This is a genomic window from Sulfolobus acidocaldarius SUSAZ, assembly GCA_000508305.1.
GTDB lineage: Archaea > Thermoproteota > Thermoprotei_A > Sulfolobales > Sulfolobaceae > Sulfolobus > Sulfolobus acidocaldarius_A.
Genome location: CP006977.1, coordinates 1,412,177 through 1,427,501, shown reverse-complemented (window position 1 = coordinate 1,427,501; position 15,325 = coordinate 1,412,177). Strand labels below are relative to the sequence as shown.

Genomic DNA, 15,325 nt, shown 5'->3' with positions numbered 1-15,325 from the left:
ATTCAAATAATACTGTGTAAAGATTTTATTATTATTTTGAATTGCGTAATTAATTCATATGGATATTTACATTGGTACTTCAGGATGGAGCTATAGCTGGAATGAGGGAGGAAACTTGGACTGGTACTTCAGAAATACGGGTTTTAATGCAGTCGAGTTGAATATGAGCTTTTACAGATTTCCTAGCCTTAAACTAGTGAACTCATGGAAAAAGTATAACCTGAGGTGGAGTGTAAAGGTGAATAGGATGATCACTCATGTGAACCGTATGAAAGACTTGGAATTGTGGAAAAAATTTGAGGAAATATTTTCAGGGTTAAATGTGGACTTTTATCTCTTTCAATTACCACAAAGTTTCAAATATAACCCTGAAAATCTTGAGAGAATAAAGAAGTTTGAGGAAATAGTGGGAGAGAAAATGGCTGTAGAGTTTAGGGACCCTGAGTGGTACAAAAGAGATTTGAACCTAAACTGTGTAGTTGTGTCAATAGACTCCCCTATAGGTAGATACATTAAGATGTCCCCTCAGGGTATTGTGTATTTAAGAATGCATGGAACAGATAATTGGTACCGGTATGATTATACTGATGAAGAGTTAAGAGATATAACAAAAGATGTTTTAGCTTTAAATCCCAAAAAGATTTACGTCTTTTTCAACAACGACCTTTGGATGTTGGAGAACGGACGGAAAATGATGGAGATATTGAAAAAAGAATATAACTGATCCTCCTATCATACTTTATGTGGAACTAGCCTTAGCGTCCTTGTGCTTGACAGTGTCTTCCTCCTTATCTAACTTCTCCAATAAGTAAACCCATGCTAGAAAACATGGGTCTACCTTATTCTGTTTTTCACTCATTTTGATACCCTTCTAAGGAAGTTTTTGACCCTCTCCCATGCGTCCTCTGAGGCTTCCTTATTATACACCCTACCTCTGTCGTTAAAGAACGCATGGTATGCTCCAGGGTATATCTTGAGTTCTAAATCTTTCTTGTACTTAATCATTGCAGAGATCAAGTCAGGTAGCCCAGCATCTATCGGTGGATCTTCTCCTGCATAAAGTCCTAAAACAGCTCCCTTCAGTTTCTGAATAGCTTCCAAGGGTTGCGGATTTCTACCGTAAAATACTATTGCTCCGTCTAAGGGAACTTCAGTTGCTAACTGAAATGCTAGTCCACCGCCCATGCAAAAGCCCATACTCACTATCTTGTTAAATCCTTGGGAGTGGAGATAGTCATAAGTCTTTACTAGGTCCTTTATCATTTGTTCCTCAAACTTTGACCTGTTTAAAACTAGAGTTTCAACTACTTTTTTGCCCTTGTCGTCAAGGGATGACAGAACTTGTTGGTAGACGTTGGGGTCTGACCTTTTTTCAGGGGGAATACTCCAAACTTTTGACATTACCTTTTCTATGTTTGACGGGGAGAGGATATCCTCTTGTCTAGTGTATAACTGCGGTGCAAAGGCTAGGTAGCCCTCATTTGCTAGTCTCACTGCTATATCCTTTATATTCTCATTTAATCCCCATATCTCATGGATTAGAATTACAGCCAGTTTTGGGCTTTCTGGTCTTGCTAAAAACGTTCTTAGTTTTGCTCCATCATACGATTCAAAAAATATTTCCTTACTTTCAGTCATAAAGTATTATTAATATTAATGGATTTAAAAATTAACCTATGGAACTTATTGCCTTATTTAGGGTTAAATGTTTTCCAACAATATGCTCTGCAGTTCTGACCTCCTCCCCGCCCTAAAGGGCGAGGCTTTCGTTATTTTGTAATTCTTTTATCAGGTAGCGAAGGCTTTGGATTACCACCGGTTGAAGCAATGGCAGTCGGTACTATTCCCGTTTACTTAAATGCACATGCGTTTGCAGAATGGGTTCGCGGTATACCAATCGGTTATGAAAAGGTAGAAACAAAAATTGTTGACGGTTTATATATGGACATATGTAAACCTAACGTTGATGATACCATTGAACAAATGAAATACGCATTATCTTTACGCAATACGAAAGAGTATACGGAAATGCAAAGGGAAGTCAAAGAATATGCGATTTCAACATTCGATCCTAGACAAATGCTAGTTAAACTTTTAAAAATTACGGCAAAAGGGCGGGGGTACCCCCTGGTTGGGGGTAATAATCCCCCCTAGTTAAGAATATAAATATCCAAATATGACTATGAGTGGAATAGAACCAACTAAACCACAACTGCCACCGGAATTGAGACGCCAAATAACACAATTAGAACTTTGGTGGAATTCTTTCATTCAAAAATTTCCAACGGCAGAATTCCTGACTTCCTCCCCGCCCTAAAGGGCGAGGGTTCCGGGCATTAGGACTCTGTCGAGACCCGCACTTGCCCAGCAGTCGAGAGGCTCAGAGAATCCCATAAAGATTCATTACAGCAATAACATCACGATCATCCTCATAACCACATAAAACACACCTAAATTGCCTATACGCATATTCCTTCATTTCACCTTTACATTTCGGACAACGACAAGAAGTGTAAAACGCAGGAACTTTAACTACTTTAAGGCCATGCTTTATCGCTTCCCATTCAATCCAGTATTGAACACGACGATACTGCATTAAATACAATTTATCACGAAACGGTTTAGCTAACTTATCAACGTTCTTGATCATGTTGTTTAAATCCTCAATAAAGATTGCTGACGCATTATACATTTTAGCTATATCAACTACCCATTTTCCTGTTTTCTTAGCAAAATCCTCTAGTATCCGAGTAGCTCTTCTATAAAAAGTGACATATCTATTATGTATCCTCTTGACTGTGTTTACCTTATTACCATACTTTTTCTGAAGTCCTTCAGCCAACGACTTGAAGTGTTTAGCATCATCAAGACGTGTTGATATAATAACATGTCCTTTATCATTACCTACCGTTAGATTCTCCATGTTAACGTCAACAGCAACACCACCAGACGCTACGGGTGATTGAGTTACCTTCCTAAAAGTGACTTTAAGGAATACCTTGTCGTCCCTAATCAAAAGTCTAGCCTCCCTGATTTCCCAATCCTTATACAGTGTGTAGTTTCTAGGATAACCAATGATCTGAAGATCATCAACAGAAGTTATGTTAACTTTCATGTTGTCTAGGTCAAGTCTATACGATAGTTTGGGCGTTAGCCACACTGAGAAGCGTTTGATTTTTGGAAACTTTCCCCTGACAGGGTTTTTCCTCCAACCATTATAGATTGTGACAGCGTTCCTATAACAATCTTGAGCAACTTTGGAGGGTAAATTAAACTTCTCTCTTAACTGTTGATAAACGGCGTGATGTACTTGCTTTATAATATTCTTCGCCGGCTTATTCTTCTTTAACCAATCCATTACGAAATCGAGTGCTTTGCCGTATCGCGAAACTAGGGAGAGCAGTCCGGCTGAGGGGGAGATCCTAAACGTGACTGTTGATTGGATCTCGATTCCCTCATGAGGGCGCTTAGAGTTACTCCCCTTAACCGGACTACTCATAAGAGCATGAATGCATAAGTAGTTTTAAAAACTTTTACTACACCATAAATGACTAGTTTTTCGTTCTTCTAAATATATATCCCCGCCCTAAATGGCGAGGCTTTCGTTATTTTGTAATTGAAAGCAATACTTACAGTCAGTAGACGATGTACAAAACTTATCCACTAGACTAGTGATTCTTTGAGAGAAGACCAATTCTGATTTTCATAAATTTTCAAGCATTACTTATATCTATGTAATTTTACTTAAATATTAGAATAGAAGTATAAGTCTAAATACAAAAATTTAAATATTAGGAGACAAAGTATATACTTGAGTGAGGTAAAATGATTGGTAGGATAATAAAGGCTGTTGGTGGACAGGAGTCTAAAGTGAAATCCAGTGATTGGAAAGTAGATCTAGCAGTAATTCTGGGAGCAATAGCTGTTATGGGAGTGGCATTAGCAATATTGGCTATGTTTGCACCTGAAATGGCGTCATATTATCAACAGTTCCCTCCGTCTTACGCACCTTAAAAATTAGTTACTTAATTTTAGTTTTTACGTTAAATTTCCTTTTTGATTCAACATCACGTATAACTAATGACTAACAAAAATCTCTCACTTTATCCAAATAATCTTCCACTCTTCTGTTTTTTGCTTCACTGCTCAAATAACCTTCATCCAGAATAGACCTCTGAGAACAATAAACAAGTACAGCCTTATTTCTGTCCTCTGTACTTGAACCGGTATTTCCACGCTTCTAAATACGTGAGAATGACTTCTTCAGGTGGAAGAATATATACATGATAAGTGTCCACAAAAATTTTCATAGGAGTTTTCTTCCTATCGTAAGTATTACCCACAACGTCTATACCTTTCTCCGATATCTCCCTAATTTTAGGGAGATATATTCTCAAGCCGAGGTCGGAGATGAAATGTAAAAGGTCTCTAACAATACTTTCTGCTCTTCCTTCTACCAATATATGTACGTCTCCCGTTCTACAACTCCTTCCTGGATATATTTCAGACTCAAAACCACCTACAATAATTATTCTTCCTAACTCCTTCTGTTCAATCAGAGTATTTAATATTGCTAAAAATTTTAGAAATCTATCGGTTTCATTTCTCCTTAGTTCATTTACTCTTGAAAGAAGTTCCCCAAGCAACCACTCCTGTAATATATAACATCACCGACTACTTTCCAACATTCCAGTCTCTTCATCAATTCCATATTTTCTTTAGCTAGTTCAGCCAATCTTTTTAGATCAGTCTCATTCATTTTACTCTTCCTATACCTCTCTCTGTCCTCTAAGATCTTTATTATTACTCTGGAATCCACAATCCAATTTTAAGTCTTCCTCTAATTAAACTTGACTTATGTTTTAAGTCACGTGTCACTTCATTAAACCTATGAAGGCAAACTACCCTCCCATAATTTATAATGTTTAAACTACTCCTCCCTTCGCTCACTTAACATATAAACATGTCTGCTTATATTCCTGCAATTTAACAATAGTTTATGCCAGAAAGTAAATTAAATAGTCCTTTAAGATACCACGGTATATATAATGCACCACATAGGGCTTTTTTGAGATCAGTAGGTCTCACAGATGGTGAAATAAACAAACCACTTGTTGCAGTAGCCACAGCCTGGAGTGAAGCTGGTCCATGTAACTTTCACACATTGTCTTTAGCACATGTAGCTAAGGAAGGGGCAAAAGAAGGAGGACTAACACCATTAGCCTTTCCAACAATAGTAGTTAACGACAATATAGGTATGGGAACTGAGGGAATGAGATACAGCTTGGTCAGCAGGGATCTAATAGCTGACATGGTAGAGGCTCAATTTAACGCACACGCCTTCGATGCATTAATCGGTATTGGAGGTTGTGATAAGACAACTCCAGGAATCCTAATGGCTATGGCTAGATTGAATGTCCCCTCAATTTACATTTATGGCGGATCAGCTGAGCCTGGCTTTTACCTCGGTAAGAGATTGACCATAGAGGATGTCCATGAAACTATAGGTGCATTTATTGCAGGGAAAATAGATGAACATGAATTGTATGAAATAGAGAAGAGAGCCCATCCAACTGTAGGTACATGCTCAGGTATGTTCACAGCAAACACAATGGGCTCTATGTCTGAAGCATTAGGTATGGCTTTACCAGGCAGTGCTTCTCCCACAGCCACTTCTTCCAGAAGAGTAATGTATGTCAGAGAGACTGGAAAGGCAGTGAGTAAATTACTTGAGAACGGAGTTAAATCAAGGGACATATTAACTTTTGAGGCATTTGAAAACGCAATAGCGGTTCTAATGGCAATGGGCGGGTCGACAAATGCAGTCCTTCACTTGCTTGCAATAGCTTATGAGGCTGGAGTGAAGCTAACATTAGATGATTTCAATAGGATCTCAAAGAGGACACCGTATATAGGTAGTTTGAAACCTGGTGGAGATTATGTCATGGCAGATTTAGATGAAGTGGGTGGTGTGCCCCTTGTAATGAAGAAATTATTAGATGCAGGATTGCTCAATGGAGACGTGTTGACTGTTACCGGCAAAACAATGAAACAAAATCTACAAGAGTACAGAATTCCTAATATTCCTCACAATCATATCGTAAAAGATGTCAAAAATCCCATAAAACCAAGGGGTGGGATAGTTATACTCAAGGGAAGTCTAGCACCTGAAGGTGCAGTTATAAAAGTCGCAGCAACTAATGTTACAAGGTTTGAGGGCAAAGCTAAGGTTTACAACTCAGAGGAACAAGCCTTTAAGGGTATTCAGAGTAATGAAGTAAAAGACGGAGAGGTCGTTGTCATAAGATATGAAGGACCAAAGGGAGGACCTGGTATGCCTGAAATGTTAAGAGTTACTGCTGCAATAGTCGGTGCTGGATTAAGTAATGTTGCCATGGTTACAGATGGTAGATTTTCAGGGGCAACCAGAGGACCTATGGTGGGTCATGTGGCTCCTGAGGCTATAGTAGGAGGACCAATAGCCATTGTTGAAGATGGTGATGTTATAGTAATAGATGTCGAAAACGAGAGACTTGATCTAAAGCTATCTGAAGCTGAGATTAAAAGAAGGCTCAACAACTGGTCTCCTCCAGAATCCAGGTATAAGTCTGGCTTACTGGCTAAATATGCGTCGTTAGTAGCTCAATCTTCCATGGGTGCTGTGACAAGACCTGCGATTAAGTGAACACTTTATACTCTGTCCACATTAAGATTGTTCAGTACCAAGCAATTTATTCCTTTATTTTTAAAGGAAAGCTTATATACATGAAAATTATTTAAAAAGTGATGAATTTTAAATCCATTTATTTAATAATTTTGTTAAGTGCCTTAATAATACCATATATTCCACAAAATATCTATTTTTTCCCTCACCGTAACACGACAGGAGCCACTATAGGCTCAAGTCTCTATGTAAATCCCTATCTCTACTACACATCCCCTCCGGCTCCTGCAGGTATTGCGTCATTTGGACTATACAACTACTCAGGTAAGGTAACGCCCTATGTAATAACCACAAATGAAATGTTAGGATATGCGAATATAACATCATTATTAGCGTACTATAAGAAAGCATTGAGGTATGGAGTAAATCCCTACAGTGCAACTCTACAGTTCAATATCGTACTCTCTGTAAACACTAGCAATGGAGTATATGCCTACTGGCTACAGGATGTCGGACAGTTTCAGACAAATAAGAATTCCTTAACGTTTATTGACAATGTGTGGAATTTGACAGGAAGTTTATCAACTTTAAGTTCAAGTGCAATAACAGGTAATGGGCAAGTTGCATCCGCAGGTGGTGGACAAACCTTCTATTATGATGTGGGACCCTCTTACACTTATTCCTTCCCACTCTCATACATTTACATAATAAACATGAGCTACACCAGTAACGCAGTCTATATTTGGATAGGTTATGAGATTACACAAATAGGACATACTAAATATGCCACCGTAAACTACTACGATAAGATAACAATAAAGCAGGCGAACATTATCTCTGCATCACTCATGATAAACGGAAACACTTACACTCCAGACGGTCTATATTACGATGCTGAACTAGTTTGGGGTGGTGGAGGAAACGGTGCACCAACATCATTTAATTCATTAAATTGTACATTAGGGCTGTACTACATCAGTAATGGTAAGATAACTCCTATTCCTTCACTATACACTTTCGGCTCCAACACAGCTGAGGCTGCATACAATGTCCACACAACCTTGAACAACGGAGTGCCTACAGCATATAAGGGCATTGAGGACCTTGTCATATTGACAAATAACTTCAGTGTTATACTGATCTAACTGTTCTCCAAGCCAAAAATAAGGAAGAGGAAAAAGAAAAATATATACATACATACTTATTTTTTACTTTTTCCAATTAGTTCTTCATTTCGTTCTAGCTTACCCATTACTCTCTTTATAAATCAATATGATTTAGGAAGATTCAATATATGATTTGCAATATATGATAGGACTAAATTCTGAGAAACCGGCGCTACCTTGTAAAGCCTTGTTTCCCTCAATTTCCTCTCTATTCCAGTATCAACAGCATATCCATACCCTCCGTAGGTATCCATGGCAATGTTACCTGCCTCCCAAGCTATCTCAGTAGCCAAGTACTTAGAAATGTTAGCATAATTACCAATCAATTTGGAGTCTTTATCCTTATCAAAGTGCTCAATTCCATCATTGAAGTATGACTTTACTGCCTCTAACTCTGCATAGACCTTGGCTATGGGAAACTGCACACCCTGATAACTTCCAATTGGTTTTCCAAATACGACTCTGTTTCTCGCGTATTCAACTGCCTTATTTATGAACCACTCGGCATTACCTATCATTTCCGAAGCTATCATAAACCTCTCGGCATTAAGTAAATCAAGGAGATAATAGAAACCACGATTTACTTCTCCTATAACGTTTTCCGCAGGAACCTCAAGGTTATTGAAAAATACTTCAAAAGCTGATGTATTTGACATAGTCTTAATTTCCTTCATATCAATATTGTTACTGCTTTCCCTGAGATCCACAAGAAAGAGAGTTATCCCATCGGTTTTTCTATCTACCATTTCATATGGTACTGTCCTAGCAACAACAATCATGAAATCACTATACTTTAACCTTGAAATGAATATCTTATGACCACTTATCACATATGTCCTGTCATCCTTCCTCTTGGCAAGGGTTTTTATTCTCGTACTGTCCGAACCCACATCAGGCTCTGTTAGTGCCAATGATAGAACTTTTGCACCCTTAACGATGTCCTCAAAGTATTTTTCCCTTATTAACTTACCAGAATGTCTAACTATAAGAGTGGTATTATAATAATGCCCATGAATGAAATATGAGTTTCCTCCATTAACATTAATGTGATAAAGTATTTCGCAGGCTAATCTTAGACCTTTTCCTGCTCCTCCATATTCTTTAGGAATTAGGACTGATCCTAAGCCTAATTCACTGAACTCCTGAAGGAAATCTAATGGAAACTCCCTCCTCAAGTCCTTGTCCAACCAATACCTTTCGTCATATTTCTTCATAAGTTCATTAACTGCAGAGAGAATCAGCTTTTCTTCCTCGTCCTGTACTCTAGCTAACATGAGTATAAATTATATACACAAAAAATAAAGATACATCTCATCATCTTCCATCTGACTTCCTCCCTGCCCTAAAGGGCGAGGCTTTCATTCTTTTGTAACTAAAGTATATCTTGTTATAGGAGAAGTCCCAGAAAATTGTAAAGTAGATCACTGAAACTGTCTTTGCATACATTGGTGCAGTGGTACCTAATATGGTTCCTTTTAAATGTAAATACAAAAGTTTTTGTTAACCGTTTGTGGTAATAGAATATATGAACAAAGCAGAATTACTTTTCGATGCGTATAAGAAAAGGAAGGAAATAGAACCTTTCCCACTAGAGAAGGAAGAAGGCTATCAAGTTTACAGGGACTTTTCAAAAATGTTAGTTGATCATGAGGGCTTAGCGGGATATAAAATAGCACTTCAAGGAAAGGCTTTAGGAGTGATAACAAAACCTATGATAACATTTGATGAGGAGATAGAGCTATGGTTTAAGACCCATAAGCTGGAGGTAGAAATTATAGCAGTCGTGAGGAAAGGTAAGGTGGAAAAGACTTACTTGGGACTTGAGATACCTGCAACTAGGTTTAACACGTGGAATCTCCCTGAGCAATACATAATTGCTGATGATGCCTTCGCAGGAAGGCTCTTCGTGGGTGAACAAATAGAACCACCTTTCGGAAACTTTAAGCTCTTTATAAATGATAAGCTGGTAGGAGAGGGAGGTCCTGCCTACAATCCTTCAAGTGTTGTTAGACAAGATATGGAGGGCTATGTGTCCTTAGGTGTGTTCATTGGGCCTCATACTATAGGGAAAGGAGATAGAGTCAGGGTAGAGGGCAAGAAGACGATAAGTGTGAAGTTTGTGTGAAAAAGAGAACATTTATGTATAGAACAATAAAGAGAGGACAAGATATAGTAATATTCTTGAGGCGAAAGACTAGATTTTTTCACGGAATTTTTTTCTTAACACTAGCTGAATATATGCTTAAAATTGATGGATTAAGTTATATAGGTACTAATTTAAGTTTGAAATAATTGTATAAATCTATTAATCCTATGAAGTTATCTTCTTTGCCTTACTCTGAGAAGTGGTTCATCCTTGGAGTAATATTGGGCATAATAGCAGGTTCAGCAGCAACTATATTTTATCTACTACTTCATGTATTTGAGAGCTTATTCTTATATTCCTTAGTATCAATTTCCCTTCCTAAGCCATTAGGCGAAGGCGGTTCATTAAACTTTGTATTTATGACCGGAAGATACTATCTTATTCCCTTTTCAGTTGCTTTAGGCGGATTATTGTCTGGTTTAATTGTCTATACTTTTGCTCCTGAGGCTGAAGGTCACGGGACTGATGCTGCTATAAAAGCGTATCATTATTATCAAGGTAAAATTAAGTGAATAGTTGTACCGGTAAAGATTATTGCCTCAGCCATAACCATAGGGTCTAGTGGAAGTGCAGGAAGAGAAGGACCTACCGCACAGTTCTCTGCAGGAGTTGGAACGATTGTAGCAGACTTGTTGAAATTATCGCCCGAAGATAGAAGGAAAGCTGTAGCAGTAGGAATAGGTGCTGGTATTGGAACGATTTTCAAGACACCTATTGGTGGGGCAATTTCAGCTGCGGAAATATTCTATGAGAGGAATATAGAGCCTGGGGTAATTTACCCCACATTGATTGCCTCAGCAATAGGGTACACAATTTTCGGTTCGATCTTCGGTTTTGAACCAGTATTTGGCTACTACACCGGTTCTTTCAATCCTTTAAGATTACCGATATACGCCATTTTTGGAGTAGTCTCTGGGTTACTTGCAATACTCTACGTAAAAACTTTTTACGGTGTAAATTCATTCTTTAAAATGATAAAAATTAAAAATCATGTCAAACCACTGATAGGTGGGCTAGTCTCAGGGGCTATTGCACTACTTGTGCCTGAGGTTATGGGAGTGAGATATGGTTGGATAAATTTAGTAGAATATGAAAAATTTTCTAGTTTCTATCCCTCATACTTCCATTTTTCATTATTTTAGCATTGATTCCGTTTCTAAAAATATTGGCAACCCCTTCTCAATCGGTTCAGGAGCTAGCGGAGGAGTTTTCGCGCCCGGTCTATTCATAGGCGCATTTATGGGAGCTGATGTGGGTTTAGTATTCCATCTTTTATTTCCAACAATTGTCCCTAATATATCTCCATTTGTGATCATAGGAATGATGAGCCTCTTCTCAGCTGCAGGAAAAGCACCCTTATCAGTAATAATAATGGTTACAGAAATGACAGGAAGTTTACAGTTATTGTCTGGAGCTATGATAGCAGTTGCAATATCCTATCTGATCTCAGGTAATTACACAATTTATCAAGCACAAGTACCAACAAGGAGAGACTCCCTAGCATACTTACAAGAATATGAAACTCCTCTTCTCACCCTCATCAAAGTAAGCTCTTGTCATGTTGAAGATGTGAAAGTAAAGATATATACTAGCGTAGAGGAGGCTCTTAAAATGATGCGAGATAGAGACCTTTTGAGTTTACCTGTAGTTGACGATAATTCTAAGTTCATAGGTATAGCATACATGAAGGATATTGAGGGAAGAAAACCCTCTGACTCTATCACTAAATACGTAGTCAAAGGGACACCATATGTGACACTTAACTCATCTCTTGAAGAGGCTTGGGAAATATTGAGCAGGCTGAAAAACAGGTGGGTTCCTTAAGTTAATAAATGTATTCTTAGGAATAATTACCATTGACGACCTATTAAACGCTTACAAAGAAGAGATGAAGAAGACATGGAAAATTGGCAAGATAAATACCTAGAAGACTTCTTATGAATTACCTGGAGTACCAGTTTCAATTTCATCGGTTTCCAAAACGATCTTTCTGTCGCTAAGAGTATCTGGTTTACTATTACCAACAACCTCACATGCCAATATTGACTTACTATATTTTCTAACGTGTTCAATGGCGTTTCTAACTAAGTTCTTAATGTCCTCGTCAGCCAAAGAATAATAAGAAAACTTTCCTTCCTTTCTTACCTTAACTATACCACAATTCCTCAGGCAAGCCAGATGATGCGATATAAGGGATTGAGACTTGTTCAAAGTTCTGCTTATCTCATCAACAGTTACCTCTCCTTTCTCTAGAAGAAACAACACAATGCTTAGCCTAGTCTTGTCTGACAATGCCGAGAAAAATGACTCTAATTCGCTTAAAATTGGTTCCATAATATTAGATCAAAAGCCCTGTTAATTAGTCTTTTTATGAACAAGTGTTCATATGAATAAATATTTATATGTGTAAGAGAATATAGTATATTTGATGTGAAATGGTTAAAATGAGAATGAATAAAAATGAGTTAAAGTGTGAAAACTGTGGCATGGAATTAACTGAGGAACATATTTACACTAAGATGATTAAAGGAAAAGAGCATTATTTCTGCTGTGAAGATTGTGCAAATGAATTTCAAAGAAAATTTAACTTTTAACTTTCTAATTTAGTTTTTTTATGTTTAATCGCGGGAAAACTGTAAGGAGGACAGGTGAGAAAAGTGCATGACCTTGCAATAATAGGTTATGGTGCTGCAGGCTTCTCAGCACTAATAAGGGCAAACGAACTGGGAATAAAGCCGGTATTAATAGGCTACGGGGAAATTGGCGGTACTTGTGTAAATGTTGGCTGCGTACCTTCAAAGAGATTGTTAAGTATTGGTGAAACTTATAAATACGCCTCAATAGCCTTAAATAGAAAGATTACGCCAAACTTTGAGAAGTCATTTGAAGACAAATCAGAAATAGTCTCGACTCTAAGAAAAGAGAAATATGAGGACGTGTTGAACAGTTACGATGCAAAAGTGATCAAAGGCAAGGCTCACTTTATCTCGCCTAATGCCATTAAAGTTAATGGGGAAATTATAGAGGCAAAAAAATTCCTCATAGCAACTGGTTCATCGCCGTCTATTCCTGATATAAAAGGCTTAAATGAAGCAGGTTATTGGACTAACGTTGAAGCCCTATCTCCTACAAGAAAGATTTCCTCCTTAGCAATAATAGGAGGAAGGGCATTGGCACTTGAATTCTCACAAATGTATAAGAGATTAGGTGTAGACACTGTCATACTCCAGAGGAGTAATAGAATTTTACCCAATTGGGAACCGGAGATCTCCCTGTCAGTCAAGAATTACTTGGAGAATGTAGAGGAGATACCTGTTTTTACTCAGGTTAGAGTGGAAGAAGTGGAGACAAAGAATGACCAGAAGGTCGTTATAACAGACATGGGTGAAGTAGAGGTTGACGAGATACTTGTTGCAACTGGAAGGAGACCCAACGTAGATTTAAATCTTGATGTCGCAGGAGTTAGTCTGAACGAGAAGGGTGGGGTTAAGGTTGATGATGAACTGAGAACTACGAATCCAAACATCTTTGCTGCTGGTGATGTTATAGGGGAGCAAATGTTAGAATCCGTTGCCGGGAAGGAAGGTTTTATAGCTGTAGATAACGCGATACTGAACTCCCATAAAAAAATTGATAAACTAAGTGTTCCCCAGGTGGTCTTCATTGATCCTAATGTATCTAGAGTTGGTTTAACTCAAGTTGAGGCTGAGTCCTTAGGATATGCTGTGGATTACAGGGTAGTCAGCATGGACAGTGTTCCCAAAGCAAGGATATTAAGGGAGAGTCTTGGCTTAATCAAGATGGTAGTTAACAGGGAAGACATGAGAATTCTAGGTGTGGAAATATTTGGTAAGAACTCGGCTGAGATAATTAATGAAGCAGCTCTTGCGATTAAGTTTAAGGCCACTATATACGATATAATAGACACTATCCATGTGTTCCCTACAATGTCAGAGAGTCTAAAGATCGCTGCCATTGCTTTTGAGAGAGATGTAAAGAGAATGAGTTGTTGTGTGGACTAGGCTTATAGTTGAACAGAAATGTATAATCTCCTTACAAAAATTTAGTTTAATATTGAAAGAGAAATAAGACCTCTTGCTAAGTAACTGACCTCTTCCCCGCCTTAAAAGGGCGAGGCTTTCCTAGTTGTGTAAAAAATTAAATACTTGGAATAGTTCCGCCATACTTTAACTCTCCATTTTGCAATAATTGGCTTATAGGTTGAGGTAATGAGTTTAAGTTGTTGTAAAATAGCACTGCTGGGTACACTGGGGTCACACCAAACTGCGACAATTCGCTGTGGTGGGACAGAATAAACTCGATGAACTGATATGCTGCATTGGGATTGGTTGAGGTGAGTGGTACAGTAATGTACAAATACACAGGATTTCCGTGAATAGTGAGGGTTTTTCCTGATACTGTAATGTTATAGGAAAATTGACTATACCACTGGGTCTCATTGGGATAATAACCGAAACTCAACCAAGGAGGTAGTTTTAGATAGTCCAGCTTCTGAGAAACAGCATAAGATACATAGGAGAACGTGAAGTCCAGCTCTCCTGCTTTCAGTGGAGATACGAAAGCAGCAGTTGTTGTGGCACTTTTCACGTTTGGATTAGCTTTCACTAGATCAGTGAAGTAACTAGTGTTGTGGTTGGCGTAAAGGTAACCAGCCATGTTTAAAATTAAGTAGGCGTATAGCCCCTCAGGATCAGTATTTGGATTAGCTATTCCCAAACTGAACTTAGTGGAAAGTAGATAGAAGAAATTATACCAGTACTGGGTTTGATTGGTTTTCATAGCCATGGTGTAGTTGGAATATAACTGGTTCCAGTAAGGAGTACTTTCAGTGTAATTTGAGTAGACTATAGTCATCTGGTCAGATAGGAAAGCAATTGTCCAACCTGGGTTCTGAGATCCCTCAAGTGGAATAGCCTGTATAAACGCAACTGGCACAAAGACGTCTACAGGTGAACCCTGTGAAATTTGACTTGCCAAAGCAAATGACCCACCTGGATTAACGTGAGTCTGTATCCCTGTCTGATTTTGAAACTGACTCGCTAGGTAGTTGAGTATTGCTGCGTAAGCTCCTGCGCCATATATAACTAAATTCCCACTTTGGCTGGTAGATGACGCTGAATTTGAAGAAGAGGAAGTAGATGAACTGGAGGCAGGAGATGAAGAAGGTTTCTGGCTTAGAAAGTACACTGCGACTCCTACAACTGCAATAACTATTATTACTACTATTAGTATGGCTTGAATTCTAGTTAAAGCTTTTTTATAGGACATATGTAGTATAAGAAATATTTACTTTTAAAAATTTTTCTTGTCAATCATATTTATCTTGAA

Annotated in this window: 16 protein-coding genes and 3 pseudogenes; 10 read left to right on the top strand and 9 right to left on the bottom strand. The window is 38.1% G+C overall.

Annotated features, from left to right (window positions below; translation table 11 throughout):
• The first annotated feature begins 58 nt into the window (after positions 1-58).
• Entirely contained in the window at positions 59-724 is a 666-nt protein-coding gene (locus tag SUSAZ_08170; protein ID AHC51915.1) for a hypothetical protein, read from the top strand.
• A gap of 15 nt (positions 725-739) precedes the next feature.
• On the opposite strand, the gene SUSAZ_08165 is transcribed toward SUSAZ_08170, so the two are convergent.
• Both SUSAZ_08165 and SUSAZ_08160 read right to left on the bottom strand, forming a co-directional pair.
• Positions 740-859: a hypothetical protein gene (locus tag SUSAZ_08165; protein ID AHC51914.1), complete on the bottom strand. Its 120-nt coding sequence runs from the start codon at positions 857-859 to the stop codon at positions 740-742.
• Positions 856-1,638, bottom strand: a complete 783-nt coding sequence (locus SUSAZ_08160; GenBank protein AHC51913.1) for a carboxymethylenebutenolidase — start codon at positions 1,636-1,638, stop codon at positions 856-858. The genes SUSAZ_08165 and SUSAZ_08160 overlap by 4 nt, the downstream gene beginning before the upstream one ends.
• A 189-nt stretch (positions 1,639-1,827) precedes the next feature.
• Here SUSAZ_08160 and SUSAZ_08155 point away from each other — a divergent pair, with 189 nt between their 5' ends.
• On the top strand, positions 1,828-2,154 hold the full coding sequence (locus SUSAZ_08155) for a hypothetical protein (GenBank protein ID AHC52560.1): 327 nt from the start codon (positions 1,828-1,830) through the stop codon (positions 2,152-2,154).
• A gap of 182 nt (positions 2,155-2,336) precedes the next feature.
• Here SUSAZ_08155 and SUSAZ_08150 read toward each other — a convergent pair.
• Positions 2,337-3,445 (bottom strand): annotated as a pseudogene (locus SUSAZ_08150) (transposase).
• Between the two features lie 380 nt (positions 3,446-3,825).
• Between SUSAZ_08150 and SUSAZ_08145 the strand changes: the two are divergent.
• Positions 3,826-4,014: a hypothetical protein gene (locus SUSAZ_08145; protein ID AHC52559.1), complete on the top strand. Its 189-nt coding sequence runs from the start codon at positions 3,826-3,828 to the stop codon at positions 4,012-4,014.
• A 70-nt stretch (positions 4,015-4,084) separates the two neighbouring features.
• On the opposite strand, the pseudogene SUSAZ_08140 reads toward SUSAZ_08145, so the two are convergent.
• Positions 4,085-4,646: pseudogene (locus tag SUSAZ_08140) on the bottom strand (hypothetical protein).
• The gene (locus SUSAZ_08135; GenBank protein AHC51912.1) at positions 4,619-4,822 is read right to left on the bottom strand and encodes a hypothetical protein; all 204 of its coding nucleotides are present in this window, start codon (positions 4,820-4,822) and stop codon (positions 4,619-4,621) included. The pseudogene SUSAZ_08140 and the gene SUSAZ_08135 overlap by 28 nt, the downstream one beginning before the upstream one ends.
• A 177-nt stretch (positions 4,823-4,999) precedes the next feature.
• Here SUSAZ_08135 and SUSAZ_08130 point away from each other — a divergent pair, with 177 nt between their 5' ends.
• Together SUSAZ_08130 and SUSAZ_08125 are read left to right on the top strand one after the other, a co-directional pair.
• Complete coding sequence (locus SUSAZ_08130; GenBank protein ID AHC51911.1) at positions 5,000-6,685, top strand: dihydroxy-acid dehydratase; 1,686 nt, start codon at positions 5,000-5,002, stop codon at positions 6,683-6,685.
• 101 nt (positions 6,686-6,786) lie between these two features.
• Complete coding sequence (locus tag SUSAZ_08125; GenBank protein AHC51910.1) at positions 6,787-7,809, top strand: thermopsin; 1,023 nt, start codon at positions 6,787-6,789, stop codon at positions 7,807-7,809.
• Positions 7,810-7,931: 122 nt separating this feature from the next.
• Here the strand turns inward: SUSAZ_08125 and SUSAZ_08120 are convergent, their stop codons facing one another.
• Positions 7,932-9,104: an acyl-CoA dehydrogenase gene (locus tag SUSAZ_08120; protein AHC51909.1), complete on the bottom strand. Its 1,173-nt coding sequence runs from the start codon at positions 9,102-9,104 to the stop codon at positions 7,932-7,934.
• A gap of 40 nt (positions 9,105-9,144) precedes the next feature.
• Positions 9,145-9,321: a hypothetical protein gene (locus tag SUSAZ_08115; GenBank protein ID AHC52558.1), complete on the bottom strand. Its 177-nt coding sequence runs from the start codon at positions 9,319-9,321 to the stop codon at positions 9,145-9,147.
• Between the two features lie 34 nt (positions 9,322-9,355).
• On the opposite strand from SUSAZ_08115, the gene SUSAZ_08110 reads away from it, so the two are divergent.
• The 3 genes and pseudogenes from SUSAZ_08110 (at position 9,356) to SUSAZ_08100 (ending at position 11,903) form a co-directional block, all read left to right on the top strand.
• Entirely contained in the window at positions 9,356-9,955 is a 600-nt protein-coding gene (locus SUSAZ_08110; protein AHC51908.1) for a 2-keto-4-pentenoate hydratase, read from the top strand.
• Entirely contained in the window at positions 9,952-10,122 is a 171-nt protein-coding gene (locus tag SUSAZ_08105) for a hypothetical protein (protein ID AHC52557.1), read from the top strand. Before SUSAZ_08110 ends, SUSAZ_08105 begins: the two co-directional genes overlap by 4 nt.
• A 21-nt stretch (positions 10,123-10,143) precedes the next feature.
• Positions 10,144-11,903: pseudogene (locus tag SUSAZ_08100) on the top strand (chloride channel protein).
• A gap of 8 nt (positions 11,904-11,911) precedes the next feature.
• Here the strand turns inward: SUSAZ_08100 and SUSAZ_08095 are convergent.
• Positions 11,912-12,310 (bottom strand): ArsR family transcriptional regulator, encoded by a 399-nt coding sequence (locus SUSAZ_08095; GenBank protein ID AHC51907.1) that lies wholly within the window; start codon positions 12,308-12,310, stop codon positions 11,912-11,914.
• A gap of 101 nt (positions 12,311-12,411) precedes the next feature.
• Between SUSAZ_08095 and SUSAZ_08090 the strand changes: the two genes are divergently transcribed.
• Both SUSAZ_08090 and SUSAZ_08085 read left to right on the top strand, forming a co-directional pair.
• Positions 12,412-12,570: a transcriptional regulator gene (locus SUSAZ_08090; protein ID AHC51906.1), complete on the top strand. Its 159-nt coding sequence runs from the start codon at positions 12,412-12,414 to the stop codon at positions 12,568-12,570.
• A gap of 63 nt (positions 12,571-12,633) precedes the next feature.
• Positions 12,634-13,998: a mercuric reductase gene (locus SUSAZ_08085; protein ID AHC51905.1), complete on the top strand. Its 1,365-nt coding sequence runs from the start codon at positions 12,634-12,636 to the stop codon at positions 13,996-13,998.
• A gap of 136 nt (positions 13,999-14,134) precedes the next feature.
• Here SUSAZ_08085 and SUSAZ_08080 read toward each other — a convergent pair whose 3' ends face one another.
• Positions 14,135-15,265: an ABC transporter substrate-binding protein gene (locus SUSAZ_08080; GenBank protein ID AHC51904.1), complete on the bottom strand. Its 1,131-nt coding sequence runs from the start codon at positions 15,263-15,265 to the stop codon at positions 14,135-14,137.
• Between the last annotated feature and the right edge of the window lie 60 nt (positions 15,266-15,325).